The organism is Clostridium disporicum (genome assembly GCF_001405015.1).
Lineage (GTDB): Bacteria > Bacillota > Clostridia > Clostridiales > Clostridiaceae > Clostridium > Clostridium disporicum_B.
On record NZ_CYZX01000009.1, the window covers coordinates 68,062 to 89,954 of the forward strand.

Below are 21,893 nucleotides of genomic sequence, written 5' to 3' on the forward strand. Positions count from 1 at the left end.
TCCTCCCCTATCTTTATTAATTATACTTTTATAAATTATCCGATTAATCATTTTTATTTATATATTTAAAATATATTTATCTAGTAAAATGTATATTATTTATTCTTAGGTAATATTCTAATACTTTTTAGTATTAAAATAATATTTTCATCTTTTGTAAAAATTAATACAGAAAAATACAAAGTACTACATAACATTATAATTAATATCATAGTAATCATCCAATTTATATTAAGAACTTTTATTCCAATACTAATAACTATAAACCCCAAAGATAATATTGAATATTTTAATATGTCTTTATTAAACAAACTTATATTTACTAACATTTTTTTTCTTACATAGTAATATTCTAATAATATTAGAATTATGTTAGCAATTAATGTTGTTCCTATAGCTGTATAGATATTAAACATTCCTGAGACTATTAATAATACCTTGCATACTAAATTTAATATTCCTGAGACAAATAACATCTTTATAAGACTTTTTTCTTTTCTTTGAATATAAATCACTTGATTAGCCAATATATAATCTACCCCAATTGTTAACATATATATAGCAAAAATTCTTAAAAGATTTCCTGTATTTTCAAATTCGATTCCCCCATATAAAAACATTATTCTATCTGATAAAATAAAAATTCCTACTGCTGTAGGTATTAAAATCATAAAAAATAACTTTACTATTTTATTTACCATATCTATATATTTTACATTATCATTATTTCCTAAATAATTAGATATTCTAGGTAAAGTAACCGTAATTATAGATATCATCATCGTATTTATCATTATCATTATCGAATTTGCAGTTGAATAGAACGCAACATCAGTTTTACTAATTACTTGACCTAATAAAATAATATCTAACTGGGTAAAAAGCACATTAGCATTACTAATTAATACTCCCAAGAACATTGGTTTAATGTATTTTAAGAAGAATAAATTTTTAAAGTTAAATTTTATTTTTCTTTTTATATATACATAGCTAACAATATTATTAAAAAAAGTGCTTAAAACCATTAATTTAACATATAAAGTAAAATCGCATTTCTTTTTTATAACACAAAATACTATAATTAAATATATTATTTTTATTGCCATAGTTTTTATAGTAATAAAATCATAATTTTCTAACGCTTCATTAGCCCATTCAATATAAAAAATATTAGATATAAAATTTGAAGACATTATTATAAATATTAAGTATAACTCTTTATCATTTGAATATACTTTATTAACTGTAATTAAGTATCCTACTAAAGTAATTATTGTTGTTAATGTTGTTACACAAAATAAGTTTGTAAATATTATAGATAATCTCTCTTTATCCTCTCTAATCCTACTTAATTCTCTTACTGCAAATTGATAAACTCCAAAATTAGCAAAAATAAAAAAGTATCCAAAGACTGATTGAGCAAAATTAATATTTCCTAACATTTCAGCTCCAAGAGTTCTAATTATATATGGACCTAAAAAAATTGGTATTCCAATATTAAATATATTTAATATAAATTTAAATGCAATATTTTTACCTACTGACTTTTCCATCTTTCCTCCAATACTATTTTACATCCTTTATTCTTTTTATCCATATAATGTATGACTTCAATATCATTGGAACTTGTACAGTTATTATTGATATCAAAAATAATATTGCAATATTAGAACCTATAAAATAATCACTTACAAATATTATAGGAAAAATTAATGCATAATTAGGATAATGAACAAATTGAAATACAACTCTTTTTAATATACTCAACCTAGATCCTTTATAAATAGCTCCCTTTTGTATTTCCTCTTCCATTTTAACTTTATAAATTACTTCGAAAGCATACAAATTTCTAAATATCCCATCAATGGATATTAGTATTATTGTTAAAACTAACACAAAAGCAATATTATATCTATTCAATGATATTAAAGATATAGCAAATGATATGTTAAAAAGCGGGTGATTTAATATGTGTGCAGAATAATCTATTTCAGTTCCAAATTTAGAGAATTGTTTTTTTATTCTAGCCACTTCTCCATCTGAACAATCTAATATATACCACATATGTATAAAAACTATTCCCAACATTTTCAATATTATACTATTAATCGAAAATAATATTGCTCCTATTATTCCTGATAAAATCATCATTATTGTTATTTCATTAGGAGTGAATTTTTTTGTTAAAAACCACTTTGTTATTATAGGTGAAATACTCGTTGCATATGCATCTACAATAGTTTCATTTTGCCCTTGATATTTTTCTCTTATTTCTCTATATTTCATTACTTCTCACCATTTCACTTAATTTATTTGCCTAACAATTTATATATAGTTTTAATACTATATAATTCATCTTCTGATTCTAAAAAAAGATACGATTTATTTATTATTAATAGTGGGTAAAATATAATAAATAGTCTATCAAAACTATATAAGTATGGGTTAGTTGCATTAGCTATTAACATACATGTCAATCCAACTAATGAACAATACATATCATTTCTATTCTTTTTATCAATTTTTATTATTCTGATCGCTATTATAATTATCCAGAAAAATTGTGATGCATATATAATTAAACCAATAATCCCCCTTTGCATAAGTAATGCAAAATAACTTAATTCATACATTCCTTCTACATCTGATCTAATAACATTTAAGGCATTTGCGCCGTCCCCCCATCCTAAAATGGGTTTTTGCTTCCATGTATAAATTAAATCCTCTAATTGTTCTACTCTAATTTTTGCACCTGGATCAATATTACCATTTTCATCTGCTACTTGTTCGACCCTAAATGAACTAACTATTTTATCTGCTATCTTGCTAATATCAATTTTCATTATGCTAAGTAAAATTGCTAAAAGTAGTGTTCCTATTATACAAATAGCTAGAACTCTTTTTGCTATTATTTTACAATTAGGTATATTCCCTAAATATCCATATAAAATAACTAGTATTGGTGATATTCCTATTATTAATAAAAATATAGTTCTAGCTGAAATTATTGCACTTAAAATCGAAAGTAATGATGCTGTTAAAGCAATATTCTTAATCTTTTTATTCTCTTCAATAAAAAATAAAGTAAATACATAAGGAAATAAAAACATTAAGTACGATAAATTCTCTGTAGTTATTTTAGTAAAGCCTAAATTTATTCCACCAACATTCGCTTTAATAAATGGAAATATCTCTGGATTAATAAACGGAAATATATCATTTATTATAAAGAAATAAACTAGATTATATACTCCAATTATTATCGTTGTATAAATTATTATCTTGTTTATTAAATTATAATATATACTATTAGAAACACTCATTATAAAAGCAAAAAATATACATGGTCCAATTATATTTACAACTAAAAAATTAGTAGCTCCCGGATTTCCGTTTATAAATGAGATACTCATTGAAACTATACTCATCCCAATATAAATAACAAACCACCAAAATACTTTTTTATTTATTTTAATCTCATATCTTTTCAAGAATACATAATATAATGAAATAAAGAATAAAACTATTGTAATTGCAATTTTAACCCGCATAAGATTAGCAGGGGCAAACATCATCAAGAACAATAGTATACTAATAATTATTGCTAAAAGTTTTTCTTTACTTTTCATACTTTAAATCCCCTTTTTTCAAAAGCATAAATATATAGAAATAATAAAGAGCTGTTTCTTTCAGTGTACTTCTTCTAATATTTAATTTATTAAATATTATTAATCTTTTTAATGCATTTGATTTTATTGCACTTTCATAACTCAATAATAATCTATTATTTAGATGTTTATACTTTGCACAAAATTCCAAATTTTGATTTAGTTGATCATTATAACTATTAAATAATTTACTTAATCTTTTTAATTTACTAATAAGAGAGTAATTATTAATACCTCCAGTGACATTATTACTATGCTGCCTATATAATAAAGTTTCTCTTCCTAAATTATACATAACTCCATTTAAAGCACAAGTTAAAGCAATCCAATAATCATGATTTTGAGCTGATTTACCTATAGGATAGCTTAATCTAAGCAACGAATTATTAATTAACATTGTACATCCCCATACAAAGTTGTAACCCAAAATAGTATTAATACTTTCTTCATTAATTTCTCTTAATTTATTAGGGATATCATTAAGTTTTTCATCTACATACCTTAAATTGGAATACACCATAATTGGATATTCCTTTCCCTTTTCCTCTTCAATATTTTTTATCTTTTGTAGTGATAATTCAACTTTATCTTCCATCCAAACATCATCTTGATCTGCAAACATAACATATTCTGCATCTTGAACTTCTCTTAATAACGCATTGAAGTTTTGTGTCTGCCCTAAATTCTTTCCCACTAAAAGATTTACCCTATTATCTTTTTCAATATACTCTTGTATTATTGATACAGTTCTATCTTTGGATCCATCATCTCTTATTATAAGCTCAAAATCATTATAACTTTGATTTAATATACTATTTAATTGCTCTCTAATAAATTTTTCACCGTTATAAGTAGCCATAAGTATCTTAAGTTTATTATCCATTACTTATCCTCCTTAGAAACATATTAGTTATTATTTGTCATGTTTTTATATATAGATATATACTTATCATATATATCTGCTTTGTTGTAAAGTCGTTTTACTCTTTCTATACAACTATTAGAGTAATAGTCTTTTCCTTTTTCTTTCACTTCTTTTATTGCACTTAATATTTCTTCAATATTACTCTTTTCAACTACTATCCCACAGCTATTATCAACCAATTCAGGACATGCTGTTGAATTATATACTATTGTAGGAGTTCCACATGACATAGCCTCAATAGTAACTAAACCAAATGTTTCTTCCACTGAAGTATTAACAAAAACATCTGCACAGGAATATAAATCAACAAGTTCATTTATATTATCAGTTCTATTTATTCCAATAATATTATCTGGTAAACTTTCTATTTGTTTATTGCTTAACCCAACTAAAACTACTATAGATTCTTTATCTATTTTAGATGCTATTTTTTTAAAATCATCTAACCCTTTTCTCTTATCCCATATTGTAGCTACCCCAAGTATTACAAATTTATTATCTAATTTATATTTTTTTCTCGAAACTTCTCCAGTACTTTTTTTAAAAATATTTAGGTCAATTCCATTATATATTACATCAATTCTATTATTTCTTAACATTGATTGCTTTACTACTTCTTTTAGCCAATTAGATACTACAACAATTCTTAATTTATTAACTTCATTAAATATCTGTTTTTTTCTAATAAAGTTTTTTTCTGAATTATCTACTAAACTACTTTTAGGATATTGTTTTTTTTGTATACACTTTCCACAATTAGTTTGCCACTTATTACACCCCACATAATCAAAGTGGGCACAATGTCCAGTAAATGCCCAGCAATCATGCAATGTCCAAATTACCTTTTTATTAGCTCTTTTTAAATAATCAAATAAAATTTCTATATTTATGTAATATCCATGTATATTATGTAAATGAATTACATCTGGATCATATTCTTCAACCTTTTTTATGAATTCCTTAGTAGCTTTAGTTGATCCAAATCCGTGCTTATCAAATAATCTTGTTTTAGCTACATGAATATAATTATCAAAGTTTGTACCAATCTTAATGGTTCTAAACCCTTCAGGTGCCATTCCCCTTCCATAAGCAATTATACACTCATGTCCTTGTTCTTCTAAAACTTTATATAAATCAGTTGCAATTCTGCCTGTACTTCCATAGCCACAGACAGAATTAATTTGTAATATCTTCATACTACTTTCTCCAAATAAACTTATTAATTACTGACGTATATCCTTGAATCACATTAACAACTTTCATTGATACATTTATATCAGTATAATCATGAACCTTAACAAGTTCAGCTCCAACTTCTTTTTGCTTTGTTATAACTTCAATAGCTTGAGTTATTGAATCAAAAGTAATTCCACCTAAAATTACAGAACCTTTATCTATAGCCTCTGGTCTTTCTGTACTCGTTCTAATAGATACTGCTGGGAATCCCATAATGTTTGACTCCTCAGCTAATGATCCTGAATCTGAAAGAACACAGAATGACTCTTTTTGAAGCTTGTTATAATCATAGAAACCAAATGGTTTTAATTGTTTAATATTTTCATGGAACTTAATCCCCTTAGCTTCAATTCTCTTCCAGCTTCTTGGATGAGTTGAATATATAACTGGCATATTGTATGTTTCAGCTATAGAATTTAAAGCATCTATTAAGCTCTTAAAGTTTTCATCATTGTCTATATTTTCTTCTCTATGAGCACTTACAAGTATAAATTTACCTTTTTCAAGCCCTAATCTTTCAAGTACATCGCTTTCATCTATCTTAGGCATATATTTTGTAAATACTTCTGGAAGTGGTGAACCTGTTACAAAAGTATATTCTTTTCTCATTCCTTCATTTAAAAGGTATCTTCTAGCATGCTCTGTATAGGCTAAATTAACATCAGAAGTAACATCAACTATTCTTCTATTAATTTCTTCAGGAACATTTTGATCGAAACATCTATTTCCTGCTTCCATATGGAATACTGGAATCTTTAATCTTTTTGCTGCAATTGCTGCTAAACAAGAGTTAGTATCTCCTAAAATTAATAAAGCCTCCGGTTTTTCTTTCACTAATATTTCATAAGATGCAGCTATAATATTTCCCATTGTTTGCCCTAAATTTTCACCTACAACCCCTAAAAAATGATCAGGTTCTCTTAACTCTAGCTCCTTAAAGAAAACATCATTTAATGTGTAATCCCAATTTTGCCCTGTATGGACTAATATATGTTCAAAGTATTCATCACACTTTTTTATTACTTCTGCTAATCTGATTATTTCAGGTCTTGTACCTACTATTGTCATTACTCTTAATTTCTTCATCTGACTATACCTCCAAGAAAATTGTATCTGGTTTTTCTGAAGTAAATATTTCATTAACCCACATTACAGTTACCATGTCTGTTTCTCCTGTATTTATTATATTATGTGTATAACCTACAGGTATATCTATAACTTCAAGCTTTTCTCCGCTTACTTTATATTCAATAATTTTTTCTGAGTCAATTCTTCTAAATTGAATAACTCCTTGCCCACTAACTACTAAGAACTTCTCATTTTTAGTATGATGCCAGTGATTCCCTTTAGTTATTCCAGGTTTGCTTATATTAATAGATACTTGTCCTCTATCTCCACTCTTTAAAAACTCTGTAAAAGAACCTCTATTATCAATATTCATCTTTAAAGGATAACTAAATTTATCTTCTGGTAAATAGCTTAAATATGTACTATACAACTTCTTAGTAAATTCGTTATTCATATTAGGAACTAATAAATTTTTTCTGCTTTCTACAAATGAATTAAGTAAATCTACTATTTCTCCTAATGTTGCGCTATGCTCAATATCTATATTTTCATATCCATTTTGAGTATTTTTATCTTCCATAGTATCAATTATGTTTCTTACAACATCATCTATATATACTAATGTCATTTTTCTACTTGGATCTGAAATCCATACTTCTTCCCCCCTAGCAATATTGTGACAGAATGTAGCTACTGCTGAATTATAGTTTGGTCTACACCATTTACCAAACACATTAGGAAGTCTAAAGATAACAATCTTTGCCCCAGTTTCTTCTCTATAATTTAATAAAGCTTCTTCTGATAACTTCTTACTTTGACCATAAGCATTATCTAAATCTGCTTGTATTGAAGATGTTATGACTATAGGAGTCTTTTTATTATTAGCTTTTAAAAAGTCAACTATCTCCCCTGTTAATCCTGAATTTCCTTCAAAAAATTCTTTCTCATCCTTAGGTCTATTAACTCCTGCTAAATGAATTATAAAGTCTGCCTTTAATAGCCCTTCTTGTAGGTCCTCTTTAGAATTATCTCTATCTATTAAAATTAACTCATTATTACTTTCTCTTAATTTAGCTACTAGATTTTTACCAATAAAACCATTCGCTCCTGTAATTAATACCTTCATATTCGTCTCCTATTTACATAGTTTCTGCTAAGTTTTCTACCTCTTTACTTTCAACCACTCTGAACTTTTTTAATTCTGATTGAATATATGGAAGCTTTAATAACATTTCTTTAACTTGTTCAACATTAATTCTATTTGTATTATCTGAGTTATACTCTTCTTGATTTCTTCTTGATCCTTCACCTTCTGTAAAGTATTTAGCGTAGTTTAAATCTCTATTATCAGAAGGAATTCTGAAGTAGTTTCCTTGATCTTCAGCTTTAACGAATTCTTCTTTAGTTAATAAAGTTTCATATGCTTTTTCACCATGTCTAGCCCCAATTATTTTAATTCCTACATTTGAGTCAAATAATTCCTTCAATGCAGTTGCTAATTCTAATACAGTACAAGCTGGAGCTTTTTGAACAAATATATCTCCTTGCTCTCCATTAGCAAATGCATGAAGTACTAAGTCTACAGACTCTTCTAATGACATCATATATCTTGTCATATTTGGATCTGTAACTGTTAAATCTTTACCTTGCTTCATTAACTCTATAAATAGGGGAATAACTGAACCTCTTGAAGCCATAACATTACCATATCTAGTTCCACAGAATACTGTATCTCCTTCTTCTGCTGCTCTTGCTCTAGCTATCATAGCTTTTTCTGCCATAGCTTTAGAAATCCCCATTGCATTTACTGGATAAACTGCTTTATCTGTGCTTAATAATATACATCTTTCAACACCATTCATTAAACATGATTTAAACACGTTATCTGATCCTTCAATATTAGTTTGAACTGCTTGCATTGGATAGAATTCACAAGATGGAACTTGTTTTAATGCTGCAGCATGGAATACATAGTTTACACCTTTCATAGCATAATTAATGCTATCTAAATCTCTCACATCACCTATGTAGTATTTTACTTTATCAGACTTTATAACTCTTCTCATGTCATCTTGCTTTTTCTCATCTCTTGAAAAAACCCTGATTTCCTTTATATCAGTATCTATAAACCTATTTAATACTGCATTTCCGAATGATCCTGTTCCACCTGTTATTAATAAAACCTTATTTTTAAACATTATACTCTCCCCTTCTTAATTCATTACTTGTTCTAATTTATTTAATAAAATTTTTCTTGTAAAATTATCTTCAAAATATTTCTTCCCGTTGTTACCCAGAATCTCTCTTTCTTCTTCACTCATATTGTACAATTCTATAACATTTTCATATAATTTAATATGATCCTCAGCTTCTCCTACAAGCCCACACTTGCTCTGTTTTATTACAGAGTTACCTTCACCACTTATAGCTGCTAGAATTGGTTTCCCTGATGCCATATATGATTGAACCTTAGCTGGTAATGTTGCTCTCCATACTTTATCATCTTTTAATGTAACTATTAATGCATCTGATTCTGAAAAATATTTAGGCATATCACTCGCTGGCTTTCTTCCAAGTAAGCTTACTGTTTCATTTAATTTAAATTCATTTACTAATGATTTTATATACTTAAACTCACTTCCATCGCCAAGTATTTGCCATTTAATATTTTTATTTTTCTTTGCAAGTTTTGCGGCTTTAATTATAGTATCTACACTCTGAGCCTTACCTATATTCCCAGCAAAAGTAATAACAAATTCTTCTTTATTATTTTTTTTACTACTCTCATTTAAACTATAAAAATCTTCAGCCCATTGTGGAAAGTAATCTATTTTTTCTCTACTTACACCTTTATTAACAAGTTCCTCTTCAAAACTCTTTGATGTAATTAATAATTTATCAAATGATTTATAAATAGATGAACATATTTTATCTAATATTCCTCTTACTTTAGTGTTATTAACTTCTTTTATACTAAACAGACTTTCTGGCCATAAATCTTGTACATATATAATTGAAGGAATTTTTTTAATCTTTGAAACTATTATTCCTGGTATAGCTAATGTTATTGGTGATAACTGAAAAACAAAAACTCTATCATATTTATTAAATAGTAACCCTAACGAAGCTATACTAGCAGTAATAGTATAAGATATATAGTTTAAGCCTAACTTTATAAAATTATCTTTTCCTCTAGGAACTAAAGGGACTCTTCTTATTTTAGCACCTTTGTACTCTTTTACTCCTGGTTTAAAAATTGAATGTCCTTCAAAGAAGTTACCATGCGGGTAGTTAGGTATTCCAGTTAAAACCTCTACCTCATGTCCTTGTTCTATAAGCCCTTCACATATATCATTTATTCTAAATTCCTCCGGCCAAAAATACTGAGAAACTACTAGTATTTTCATCATATCACCTCCCTCTTATATATCCGTATTAACTACACTACCTGCTCCAAGTATACTTCCTTGTTTAATCTTCATCCCTTGAATAACCGAAGTTCCTACTCCAATTAAACAATCATCTTCAACTACATCATACCCTGAAAAATTACTTCCCCAGAGAATTGATGAATAATCACCAATCTTAGTATCATGTCCTATACCACAGTTTCCGCTCACTATTACATGATTACCTAATTTAGTATTAACAGTGAGTATTACTCCTGGATAAACTATTGTTCCATACCCAACTTCAATAAACCTACTCATTCTAATACTTGGATGAACTATTGTAGCAAATCTAAAGTAATTTCTTAACTTTTCTACAATACACTTTTTAACCTTTGGATTTGCCATTGCAACTACAACATAAGGTTTTTCTTTTAAATTATTCAAATAATCTATTCCCCCTAAAACCTTATAATCATTAAATGTTTCTCCCCACACCTCTTCATTATCATCTACAAACCCGAGTATATTCCACTCTTTATTAATTTCATTTATCTCTTCAATAATCCAAGCTACTTCTCTTGCTATTCCACCGGCTCCGATAATAATAATATCTTTCATAACTAATCACCTTTACATTGATATAGATTCATTATTATTTTCTGCTTTTCCTTCTTGAACTCCGTCGCTTTTAATAACTGAAAGTACTGTTAAAACAATAATTCTTATATCGAATAAAAAACTTTTTCTATCAAGATATTCTTTATCTAACTTAACCTTTAAACTAAGAGGAATTTCATCTCTTCCATTAATTTGTGCCCATCCAGTAAGCCCTGGTACTAATTTATGAACATCTACTTCAGTTCTCATTTCCTTTAAGTCATACTGATTGTAAAGAGCTGGTCTTGGTCCAACTATACTCATATCACCTTTTAATATGTTAAATAGTTGAGGTAATTCGTCTAAGCTTGTCTTTCTCATAAACTTACCTATAGGTGTTATCCATTGCTCAGGATTTTCTAATAGGTGAGTCGGCACATTTGGAGTATCAATTCTCATTGTTCTAAACTTATAAATATTAAATTCAATATTATCTTTTCCAATTCTTCTTTGTTTAAAAATAATAGGTCCTTTTGAAGTAAACTTGATAATTAAAGCTATCAACACTATAATTGGACTTAAAATAATAATTGAAACTAAACTTACTAAAAAATCAAAACTTCTTTTCATATTTCCCCCTATATAGTTACAGCTATTTTCCTTTCAATGTCTTTATTTATTTCATCTGGCTCTTTATAAGTGGTTACTATTTCCTTCATTTTATCCTTTAGCAGCTGCTTATCATTAAGTTCAGCTACATTAACTAAGTCCATAATTCCTTTCACAACATTATCCAAATCATATTCTCCAGGTTTACCAATAAATATTTTCTCATGCTTTGTTTCACTAAGTCCTTCTTCATTCATCAATAATTCTTCATAGAGTTTTTCCCCTGGCCTAAGACCTGTTATCTCTATACATATATCCTTATGCGGTTCAAATCCTGAAAGTTTTATTAAATTTTCTGCTAAATCATAAATTCTCACCGGTTTTCCCATATCAAGAACAAATATCTCTCCACCTTCAGCATAAGCTCCAGCTTGAAGTACTAGTTGCGCTGCTTCAGGAATTGTCATAAAATATCTTGTAATATCTTTATGAGTTAAAGTTACTGGCCCCCCAGCCGCAATTTGTCTCTTGAATAAAGGTACCACTGAACCATTAGATCCAAGTACATTTCCAAAACGAACTGCTACAAACTCTGTATCTGATTCTTTATTTAATGATTGCACTATCATTTCACACATTCTTTTAGTGGCGCCCATTATATTAGTAGGATTTACTGCTTTATCTGTTGAAATAAGTACAAACTTTTCAACTCCAAAGTTATTTGCCATCTCAGCCACATTAAATGTTCCTACAACATTATTTTTAATAGCTTCTTGAGGACTATCTTCCATCAAAGGTACATGTTTATGTGCCGCTGCATGAAATACTACATTAGGTTTATATTTTGAATAAACTTCTCTTAATCTTTTTCTATCTCTAACTGATCCTATAAGAGTATCTAATCTTAACTCTGGATAATTTCTTCTAATCTCATTTTGAATATCGTAAGCATTGTTCTCATATATATCGAAAATTATAAGATGTTTTGGGTTAAACTTGGCTATCTGTCTACAAAGCTCAGATCCTATAGATCCTCCACCGCCTGTAACAAGTACTATTTTATCTGTTAAGTACTCAGAAATTCCTTCATGATCTAAAGTAATAGCTTCTCTTCCAAGCAAATCTTCAACATCAACATCTCTTATTTTATTAAGAGAGAACTTATCATCTATCATTTCAGAAATACCAGGCATAATCTTCACCTTTGCCTTGGCATCTTTACACTTTTCAATTATATTCTTTAATTGGCTATTTTCTAGTTCTGATATAGCAATTACTATTTCGTCTATAGATTTTTCCTTTACTATCTCTTGAATATTATCTCTAGTTCCTAAAACCTTAACTCCACCTACATAAGTTCCAATTTTTTGTTTATTGTCATCTACTAAAGCAACAACTCTTTTACAAAACTGTGGGTTTTTCTTATACTCATTTAAAACTAAAGCTCCACCTGAACCTGCCCCTACTATAAGTATATTTTTAACTATACCATTATTTTTTAATTCCGTATAAATTATAGCTCTTCTTAGAATTCTCCAACAAATTCTTATCCCATTACAAAATATTAAAATAATAATTCCACTTAAAATTGGTATAAATATAGACATTCCATTATTACTTAATCTAGCTAATACTATATTTACTAAAGTAGCACATACTATAGCTATAACCCCACCAATAAACTCATCCACACCAGCTAATGTCCATATACTTCTATACTGTTTAAATACGTACATAAATATAGTAAATATACTAATATCTAAAAGTATATTAAATTTATATGACCTATACATAGAAAAAACTATATATAAACTATTGCTTTCAGAATGAAATCTTAAAATGAAAGCCAACAAATAAGCTACTGACATTAAAAGCACGTCAATACTAAGCAAAATCAAAATTTTGATTTTGCGATTATTTGCCATACTGTGTAAAATCCCGTTACTAGTCATTCCTTATCTCCCACCTTATTTTATTAAAATTTTCTCCCCTTAACACATTTTATTGTATAGACTATATGTCAATATTCTATTTTACAATTAAATGTAATTTTTTGATTTTAATTAGTAAATGTATTATAGCATAAAAATTATTTTTTGTTAAACTTATAATTTACATCATTAAACAATAATAAATACATTTCGACTATTATAAACATTTTTTATTGCATAATTATTCATTTTTATATAAATTTAAACATTTTTTTTGAAAATAGATAAATCTAAATATTTTTTATAAAACTATATATTAATACAATTAAATATTTTTTAAAAATAAAATCATATTTTGTCGTATTTTTTTTATAAAAAATAAGAGCCATATAAAAAATACTAGCTCTTATTTTTTATTTAAACATTTACTTTCATAGATATGATTTATTAATTATATCCTTTTGGATTATTGCTTTGCCATCTCCAAGAGTCTTCACACATTTCCTTAATTCCTCTTTCAGCAGTCCATCCTAATTCTTCATTGGCTAACTTTGGATCTGCATAGCAAGTTGCTATATCTCCTGGTCTTCTATCTACTATTTCATATGGTATTTCTCTACCAGATGCTTCTGCGAAAGCTTTAACAACATCAAGTACTGAATATCCATTTCCTGTTCCAAGATTATAAGTTACAAGTCCTGGATTAGTTTTTAATTTTTCAAGAGCCTTAACATGTCCTTGAGCTAAGTCAACAACGTGAATATAATCTCTTACCCCTGTTCCATCATGAGTTGGATAGTCATTTCCAAATACTCTTAATTGTTTTAATTCTCCAACTGCAACCTTTGTTATATAAGGCATTAAGTTGTTTGGAATTCCATTTGGATCTTCCCCTATAGTTCCACTCTTATGAGCTCCTACTGGATTGAAATATCTTAAAATAGCTACATTTAATGTTGGATCTGCTTTTGCGATATCTCTTAGCATATCTTCTATCATAAGCTTAGTTCTTCCATATGGATTTGTTGCTGAAAGTGGAGAATCTTCTGTTATCGGAACAACTTTTGCATCTCCGTAAACTGTTGCAGAAGAACTAAATACAAAGTTCTTACAATTATGCTTTCTCATAAGTCTTAACATTACTAATGCACTAGTTATATTATTGTAATAATACTCAAGTGGTTTTTCTACAGATTCACCTACTGCCTTAAAAGCTGCAAAGTGAATTACTGAATCTATATTATTTTCTAAAAATACTTTCTCTGCTTCTTCTTCGTTAGTTAAATCTACTTTATAGAACTTAGTAGTTTTCCCTGTTATCTTTTCTATTCTATCCTTTACCAATTCCTTACTATTACTTAAATCATCTGCTATTACAACATCAAAACCTGCATTCAAAAGTTCTACAGTTGTATGACTTCCTATGTACCCCATTCCTCCAGATACTAAAACTGCCATTTCTAATACCTCCACATATTTTATTTTCACTATCATTATATACTAATATTACCTAATGTAAAATAACAGTTTTGCCATTATTTATAAACATATTGATAATAAACTTATATACTCATTCTATAAAATTTGTATTAGTATCTATGATTTGCTTTATTAAATAACCTTTTTATATGATATAATACATATATTACTATTTTTATGGGGTGGGTTATGACAAAAAGAAAGCGAAAGAAAAAATACTCTATTGGTAAGAAAATATTATTAGGATTTCTATCTTTTATATGTATTTTAGTTTTAGTTGGATCTATCGTAATAATAAATCTATCCTCTAAAATTAATACTGTAGAAATTGATAGATCTTTTGTAACAGATACAGGAAAAGAACCTATAAAAGAAGAAAAAGATGTAATAACTATTGCACTATTAGGTTCTGATTACTCTGGTACTGAAATAGGTGCGTCAGATGCTACTATGATTTTATCAATAGATACTAAGAAAAATAATATTAAGCTTTTATCTCTTATGAGAGATATATACTTAGATCTTCCTGATGGAGGAAAGCAAAATTTAAATTATACACTGGTTGATGGTGGTCCTGAATTATTACTAAAAACTATAAACTATAATTTTAATCTTCAAGTTGATAAATTTGTTCATGTAAGCTTACATACACTTCCTATAATTATAGACAAGCTTGGTGGTGTAGAACTTGAAATAACAAATGAAGAGTTAAATTTTATTAATGGTTATATAAAGAATATTGATTCAGAAAACGGGACAATAACTGAGCCATTATATGGTTCTGGTAAACAATTGTTAAATGGAACTCAAGCAGCAGCTTACTGTAGAATTAGGTATACAGAAGGAAGAGATTATAAAAGAACTGAAAGACAAAGAGATGTATTGTCTGCAATCTTTGATAAATTTAAAAATATAAGTATTACTGAAGTTCCAGGATTAATCAACGATTTACTACCTTTAGTTTCAACAAATATGACTACATCAGAAATGCTTTCTATAGCTATTAAAGCTTTAGGTACTGGCGTTTCTAATATAGAACAAGGAAGATTTCCATTAGATGAGCATCATTATGCTGAATGGACAGATATGTATCACATGATCATTGATATCGATGCTACTACTGAAGAAATACATAAATTTATTTATTCTAAGTAAAGTGGTCACATTCACTGAAATTATAGATTTATAAAACAGTAGATATAGTTACCTTTGATAAAGTTATGGTGACTTTTAGTGAGATGAACGCTACCTTTCGTCAAGCAACGGATTACTTGTGTAATAGCGATGTCCACCTTCTGAGAAGTGAAATGTTAGATAGCATTATACATAAACTATTATATTATTATAGGGGGTATTTATGAGAGAAAAACATAGTAAAAAAAAGAAAATGAATCCTTGGGTGAAAGGAAGTTTGATAATAGTTTCAATCTTAGTTTGTATCTTTCTTATAGGCGCTTTCACAGTCTATAGAACCCTTGGAAAAATGCAACAAGTTTCTGTTGATACATCTGATTTGAGTATTAACTATGAAGAAATTCAAGAATTTGAAAATCATGAAGAAATAATTAATATAGCTTTATTTGGTATCGACTCTGAAGATGGTGTTGCTGGTAGATCCGATGCTATTATGGTAGCTACAATAGATCCTGTTCATAATAAACTAAAACTTACATCTATTATGAGAGATTCTTATGTTAATATTCCTGACATAGGCATGGACAAGATAAATCACGCTTATGCTTTTGGCGGACCTCAATTAGCTATTAAAACTATAAATGAAAACTTTGGTTTAGACATAACCGATTACATGTCTGTTAACTTTACATCTTTACCAATTATCATTGATATACTTGGTGGAGTTGAAATTAATATAACAGATGAAGAAGTTTCTCATATTCCTGGAATAAACTCAGCAGGAACTTATAACTTAACTGGTGATCAAGCACTATCATATTCAAGAATAAGATATGCAACTGGCGGTGATTATGTAAGAACTGAAAGACAAAGAACTGTTCTAAATGCTTTATTTAATAAGGCATCAACACTTTCAGTAACAGCTCTTCCTGGATTATTAAACGAGGTATTGCCACATGTTCAAACTAGCATGAATGCTTCTGATATATTATCCTTAGGAACAAAAGCATTAGGTTCTGTATCTAATGGTTTAGCACAAGATAGATTCCCTAGAGATGGTTATTGTGAAGGTACTATGATAGATGGTATTTATTATTTAGCTTTTGATCAAGCTACAGCAAAAAAACAAATGATGAGCTATATCTTTGACGATGTTAGATAGTCGCTACGCGATGTTATGGTCTGCCTTCGCAGAAGTGATGGATTGCTTTGCAATGGTTATGGTTTCCTTATGGAAAGATTATGGTCACCTACGGCTAAGTAATGGATTGCTCCGCAATGGTTATAGTCTGCTTGTGCAGAGGTTATGGTTTCTTTCAGAACGTAATGGATTATTTCGTAATAGTTATGGTCTGTTTTCGCAGAAGTTATAGTTTTCTTAGAGAAAAGCAACATAATATGGCAGTAAGTAAGCTTGTTTTACGCAAATCTACTTACTGCCATTTACATTAAGTTAAACTAAATTTTTCTTTGCTGTATTTATACTTGCTAACAACATTCTTTTTACACTGAAACAATTATTGTATACTTCTTTAACTTTATTATCATCTAACATTTCGTTATCTTTCATGATATCAAGCCAATATATACTCTCACTACACTCTTTAATTGCAATATGCAGTTTATGTATAAAATCTTTTTTACTCTCTGCATAATTTGCTTCCCTGATATTAGCACCTATACTAGTGCAAGATTTTTTCAATTGGTTTGATATAACAAATTCATTTTTATTTACTAATTCATTGCTAATATAAATAGAATCATCTGCGATTATCTTACTAAGCTGTAATAATGATAAACTCTTCATAATATCCTCCTAACTAGCTTATATTATGAATCTCTCCATCTTCTACCTCTTCTAATCACTAGCGAAGCTAATCCACCAACTACACAAAGTGGACAATCACCTTTCACCTCACGAAACCATCACCTTACTGTAGGTAACCATCACTTTTGACGAAGTCAAACCATCACCTCCATAAAGTTGACCATCACTTCACTGTTAGGTGACTAAAAATCGTCTCTACGATTTTTGCACAAGCTTCTCCATCTCCATATGGATTCGCTGCATGAGCCATTTTTTTGTAAGCTTCTTTATCATTAACTAGTTCATTTGCTATATTAAATATTGTTTCTTTATTAATCCCTGCAAGTTTTACTGTCCCTGCTTCTACAGCTTCTGGTCTTTCTGTTTCTGTTCTTAAAACCATAACAGGCTTACCTAGTGCTGGTGCTTCTTCTTGAATTCCACCTGAATCTGTCATTATTAAATAGCATTTTGACATGAGATTTGCAAAGTCTACATATTCTAAAGGCTCAATTAAGTGTATCTTCTCTTCAATGCCTTCAAAACTACTTTTTGCAAGTTCTCTTATCAATGGATTTCTATGCATTGGGAAAATTATTTGTACTTCTTCATTTTCTTCTGCAAGATGTCTAACAGCTGCAAATATATCTTTCATTGGTTCTCCCCAATTTTCACGTCTATGTGCTGTTAAAAGTACAACCTTATTATTTGTAAAATCTATATTATTTAACGTATCATCTTGGAATTCATGATTTTTATCTATTACGCTTAAAAGTGCATCTATTACAGTATTTCCTGTTATGTAAACATTCTTTGTAATATTTTCTTTTTCTAAATTTCTTCTATTACTTTCTGTAGGTGCAAAATGTAAAGTTGTTATTGCCCCTGTTAGTTTTCTGTTAGCTTCTTCTGGGAATGGAGAGTATATATCCCCTGTTCTTAATCCAGCTTCTACATGTCCTATAGGTACTTGATTATAAAAAGCAGCTAAGGCTCCATTTAAAGTAGTTGATGTATCTCCATGTACTAGCACTATATCTGGTTTACTTTCTTTTATTACTTTATCAACTCCAGTTAATACTTTATTTGCTACATCTATAATAGTTTGACCATGTGACATTATATTTAAGTCATATTGTGGCTTTACATTAAATATTTCTAAAACAGCATCTAACATTTCTCTATGTTGTGCTGTTACACATACTATTGATTCAAATCTATCATCTTTCTCTAATAACTTTACTAAAGGACACATTTTTATTGCCTCTGGTCTAGTTCCAAAGACACTTAATACTTTGATTCTTTCCACGGTATTTCCTCCACAAACTTCAATTTATTTTAATTATATCATTGTCTTAGTATTTTATATATAACTTAACTTCTATCCCCTACAGGTAATTTTATAATTTTTACATATATTATAAAATTTTATCAACTTTCATATCTATTATATAATTTTATTTCTACTTAATTATTATATTATTTAATCAACCTGAAACCTATATTTATTGTTAACGTTTTTATATAACATAAGTTAATTTCTAACATTATTTAAACAGGTACCTATTTTATTATTACCATTGATGAAATCCATATATCATGATATTATTAACACAATTATGCTAAAAAACAAGCAATTATTTTTAATTATTAATCAATTTTTAAGAAAAGGATGTTATACAAATGAAAAAAAGCACAAAAGATTCAATTGTAATAGGTTTTGCGCTATTCTCTATGTTTTTTGGCGCAGGAAACCTAATTTTCCCTGGATTTTTAGGCAATGGCTTAGGTTCAGACTTTTTACTTGGAACTGTTGGCTTTGTAGTAACTGGAGTTGGACTTCCATTACTAGCAATAGTAGCTTGTTCTAAAGGTGATGGAACTCTAGAAAGTATAGGAAATAGAATAGATCGTAAATTTATATTAATATTCACTACTGTTCTTTTCTTAGCTATAGGTCCACTTATGGCGGTACCAAGAACAGCTGCAACAACATTCGAGCTTTCAGTTAATCCATTTTTACCTAGTGTTCCTGCAATAGTAGCAATCACTGTTTACTTTGCAATTAACTTATTCTTCGTATTAAAACAATCTTCAATTGTTGATACTATAGGTAAGTTTTTAACACCAGCATTACTGATTTTATTAATAGTACTTATAGTTAAAGGAATCATTTCTCCAATAGGTGAAATAATAGATACTAATGCTACATCAGTCCTTTCATCTTCTTTAATTGAAGGATATCAAACTATGGATGCCTTAGGAGCACTTCTATTTGCATCAATAGTCACTACTTCTTTAAAAGATAAAGGTTATAAAGGTAAAGAAATGCCTAAGATGATACTTAAGTCAAGCTTAGTTGCAACTATCGGACTTGCTTTTATATATGGAGGATTAATATACATAGGAGCTCAAACTTCAGGTTTAGTATCTCAAGAAATTGGTACAACTGGACTTTTACTTCTTATATCTGAAAGTGTTCTAGGAAAAGTTGGCCCAGCTATAATAGGTTTAGCAATGGGACTAGCTTGTTTAAGTACATCAATAGGACTTGTAAGTGTAGGAGCTTCATTCTTTGAGAAAATTTCAAAAGGTAAGTTATCATATACTCTAAACGCTATAGTTATTACTATTATAAGCTTAGCTGTAGCAACACTTGGTGTTGACAAAATTGTAGCATTATCTGGCCCAGTCCTTAACTTACTATATCCTGTTTCAATAACAATAATAGTTACAGCACTTATGTCAAAATACTTAACAAATATGAAGGCTGTAAGACTTGGTATATATACATCACTTATATTCTCATTGTTATTATTAATACCAGGACTAAACCTATCATTTTTACCTTTAGCGGACCTAGGTTTTGGATGGGTAATACCTACTATATTATCAATAGTAATTGGGTTATTTATATTTAAAGAAAAAGAATGTGAATCAACACTTAAAAATATAGCGTAATAAAAAAATATCCCAGCTTGTCAAAGCTGGGATTATATATTATTTCTTATAATTTAATTTTATATTAATACTTATCTATAAAATCACTTTATCTTTATTTTAGTAAACCATAACCTTAACGGAGTTTACCATCACTTTTGCCTTAGCAACTCATAACCTTGCCAAAAGCAAGCATCATTTTTCTAAATTCACCCTAAAACGTATCTGATAATGATTTTAAGTATTCAATAAATCCATCTCTTAACTCTGGTTTTCTTAAAGCATATTCTACAGTTGCTTGTAAGAACCCTAATTTATCACCAACATCGTATCTTCTACCTTCGAAATCATAAGCATACATAGCTTCTTCTTTTACTAATTGAAGAAGTGCATCTGTAAGTTGGATCTCTCCACCTTTTCCTGGTTTAGTTTCTTCTAATATTTCAAATATTCTTGGTGTTATTATATATCTTCCAAGAATAGCAACATTTGATGGAGCATCTTCTATAGATGGTTTTTCAACTAAGTTTTTAACCTTATAAACTCTATCTTCTATATGGATTCCACCAACTATTCCATACTTATTTACATCTTTAGGATCTACTGTTTGAACACCCAGTACTGATGTTTTATATTCTCCATAACAATCTATAAGTTGCTTTAAGCATGGCTTTTCATCATTATAAACAACATCATCTCCAAGAAGCACTGCAAATGGTTCATTCCCAACGAAAGTCTTCGCACAAAGAATTGCATGCCCTAATCCTCTTGGCTCTTTTTGTCTTATAAAGTGGATATTAACCATATCTGATATTTCTCTTACCATTTCAAGCATTTCTTGCTTCCCTGATTTTTCAAGTTCCATTTCAAGCTCTACAGATCTATCAAAGTGGTCTTCTATACTCTTTTTATTTCTTCCTGTGATTATAAGTATTTCTTCAATTCCAGATGCTACACACTCTTCTATTATATACTGTAAAGTTGGTTTATCTACTATTGGTAGCATTTCTTTGGGTTGTGCCTTTGTAGCTGGTAAGAATCTTGTTCCTAAACCTGCTGCTGGTATAATGGCCTTTCTTATCTTATTGCCCACGTTATTACCCCCTA

Annotated in this window: 19 protein-coding genes; 3 read left to right on the forward strand and 16 right to left on the reverse strand. The window is 28.6% G+C overall.

Features of this window, described 5'->3' with window-relative positions; translation table 11 throughout:
• Positions 1-95 precede the first annotated feature (95 nt).
• The 13 genes from ARA56_RS07565 to galE form a co-directional block, all read right to left on the reverse strand.
• Positions 96-1,553, reverse strand: coding sequence for an oligosaccharide flippase family protein (locus ARA56_RS07565; RefSeq protein WP_055265356.1), 1,458 nt, complete (start codon positions 1,551-1,553; stop codon positions 96-98).
• 13 nt (positions 1,554-1,566) lie between these two features.
• Complete coding sequence (locus tag ARA56_RS07570) at positions 1,567-2,286, reverse strand: CDP-alcohol phosphatidyltransferase family protein (protein ID WP_055265358.1); 720 nt, start codon at positions 2,284-2,286, stop codon at positions 1,567-1,569.
• Positions 2,287-2,309: 23 nt separating this feature from the next.
• Positions 2,310-3,629, reverse strand: coding sequence for an O-antigen ligase family protein (locus tag ARA56_RS07575; protein ID WP_055265360.1), 1,320 nt, complete (start codon positions 3,627-3,629; stop codon positions 2,310-2,312).
• Positions 3,619-4,551 carry a glycosyltransferase family 2 protein gene (locus ARA56_RS07580; protein WP_055265362.1) on the reverse strand — a complete coding sequence of 311 codons (933 nt, stop codon included), beginning with the start codon at positions 4,549-4,551 and terminating at the stop codon, positions 3,619-3,621. Before ARA56_RS07580 ends, ARA56_RS07575 begins: the two co-directional genes overlap by 11 nt.
• A 23-nt stretch (positions 4,552-4,574) precedes the next feature.
• On the reverse strand, positions 4,575-5,789 hold the full coding sequence (locus ARA56_RS07585; RefSeq protein ID WP_055265364.1) for a glycosyltransferase: 1,215 nt from the start codon (positions 5,787-5,789) through the stop codon (positions 4,575-4,577).
• A gap of 1 nt (position 5,790) precedes the next feature.
• Positions 5,791-6,915, reverse strand: a complete 1,125-nt coding sequence (wecB, locus tag ARA56_RS07590) for a non-hydrolyzing UDP-N-acetylglucosamine 2-epimerase (RefSeq protein WP_055265366.1) — start codon at positions 6,913-6,915, stop codon at positions 5,791-5,793.
• Positions 6,916-6,919: 4 nt separating this feature from the next.
• Complete coding sequence (locus ARA56_RS07595) at positions 6,920-8,023, reverse strand: polysaccharide biosynthesis C-terminal domain-containing protein (protein ID WP_055265368.1); 1,104 nt, start codon at positions 8,021-8,023, stop codon at positions 6,920-6,922.
• A 13-nt stretch (positions 8,024-8,036) separates the two neighbouring features.
• The gene (locus tag ARA56_RS07600) at positions 8,037-9,095 is read right to left on the reverse strand and encodes a polysaccharide biosynthesis protein (RefSeq protein ID WP_055265370.1); all 1,059 of its coding nucleotides are present in this window, start codon (positions 9,093-9,095) and stop codon (positions 8,037-8,039) included.
• 15 nt (positions 9,096-9,110) lie between these two features.
• Positions 9,111-10,307, reverse strand: coding sequence for a glycosyltransferase family 4 protein (locus ARA56_RS07605; RefSeq protein WP_242855893.1), 1,197 nt, complete (start codon positions 10,305-10,307; stop codon positions 9,111-9,113).
• Positions 10,308-10,319: 12 nt separating this feature from the next.
• Complete coding sequence (locus ARA56_RS07610; protein ID WP_055265374.1) at positions 10,320-10,907, reverse strand: NeuD/PglB/VioB family sugar acetyltransferase; 588 nt, start codon at positions 10,905-10,907, stop codon at positions 10,320-10,322.
• Positions 10,908-10,919: 12 nt separating this feature from the next.
• Positions 10,920-11,516: a sugar transferase gene (locus ARA56_RS07615; RefSeq protein ID WP_055265376.1), complete on the reverse strand. Its 597-nt coding sequence runs from the start codon at positions 11,514-11,516 to the stop codon at positions 10,920-10,922.
• A gap of 8 nt (positions 11,517-11,524) precedes the next feature.
• Positions 11,525-13,447 (reverse strand): polysaccharide biosynthesis protein, encoded by a 1,923-nt coding sequence (locus tag ARA56_RS07620; RefSeq protein ID WP_242855896.1) that lies wholly within the window; start codon positions 13,445-13,447, stop codon positions 11,525-11,527.
• Between the two features lie 426 nt (positions 13,448-13,873).
• Positions 13,874-14,884 (reverse strand): UDP-glucose 4-epimerase GalE, encoded by a 1,011-nt coding sequence (galE, locus tag ARA56_RS07625; protein ID WP_055265378.1) that lies wholly within the window; start codon positions 14,882-14,884, stop codon positions 13,874-13,876.
• A 210-nt stretch (positions 14,885-15,094) separates the two neighbouring features.
• Between galE and ARA56_RS07630 the strand changes: the two genes are divergently transcribed.
• Both ARA56_RS07630 and ARA56_RS07635 read left to right on the forward strand, forming a co-directional pair.
• The gene (locus ARA56_RS07630) at positions 15,095-16,060 is read left to right on the forward strand and encodes an LCP family protein (RefSeq protein WP_055265380.1); all 966 of its coding nucleotides are present in this window, start codon (positions 15,095-15,097) and stop codon (positions 16,058-16,060) included.
• Positions 16,061-16,262: 202 nt separating this feature from the next.
• The gene (locus ARA56_RS07635; protein ID WP_055265383.1) at positions 16,263-17,201 is read left to right on the forward strand and encodes an LCP family protein; all 939 of its coding nucleotides are present in this window, start codon (positions 16,263-16,265) and stop codon (positions 17,199-17,201) included.
• Between the two features lie 291 nt (positions 17,202-17,492).
• Here ARA56_RS07635 and ARA56_RS07640 read toward each other — a convergent pair whose 3' ends face one another.
• Both ARA56_RS07640 and wecB (ARA56_RS07645) read right to left on the reverse strand, forming a co-directional pair.
• Positions 17,493-17,846: a four helix bundle protein gene (locus tag ARA56_RS07640; protein WP_055265385.1), complete on the reverse strand. Its 354-nt coding sequence runs from the start codon at positions 17,844-17,846 to the stop codon at positions 17,493-17,495.
• A 184-nt stretch (positions 17,847-18,030) separates the two neighbouring features.
• Positions 18,031-19,155 (reverse strand): non-hydrolyzing UDP-N-acetylglucosamine 2-epimerase, encoded by a 1,125-nt coding sequence (gene wecB / locus ARA56_RS07645; protein WP_055265387.1) that lies wholly within the window; start codon positions 19,153-19,155, stop codon positions 18,031-18,033.
• 374 nt (positions 19,156-19,529) lie between these two features.
• On the opposite strand from wecB (ARA56_RS07645), the gene brnQ reads away from it, so the two are divergent.
• Positions 19,530-20,807 carry a branched-chain amino acid transport system II carrier protein gene (gene brnQ, locus ARA56_RS07650; RefSeq protein ID WP_055265388.1) on the forward strand — a complete coding sequence of 426 codons (1,278 nt, stop codon included), beginning with the start codon at positions 19,530-19,532 and terminating at the stop codon, positions 20,805-20,807.
• Between the two features lie 193 nt (positions 20,808-21,000).
• Here the strand turns inward: brnQ and galU are convergent, their stop codons facing one another.
• Positions 21,001-21,879 carry a UTP--glucose-1-phosphate uridylyltransferase GalU gene (gene galU, locus ARA56_RS07655; protein ID WP_148315752.1) on the reverse strand — a complete coding sequence of 293 codons (879 nt, stop codon included), beginning with the start codon at positions 21,877-21,879 and terminating at the stop codon, positions 21,001-21,003.
• Positions 21,880-21,893 lie beyond the last annotated feature (14 nt).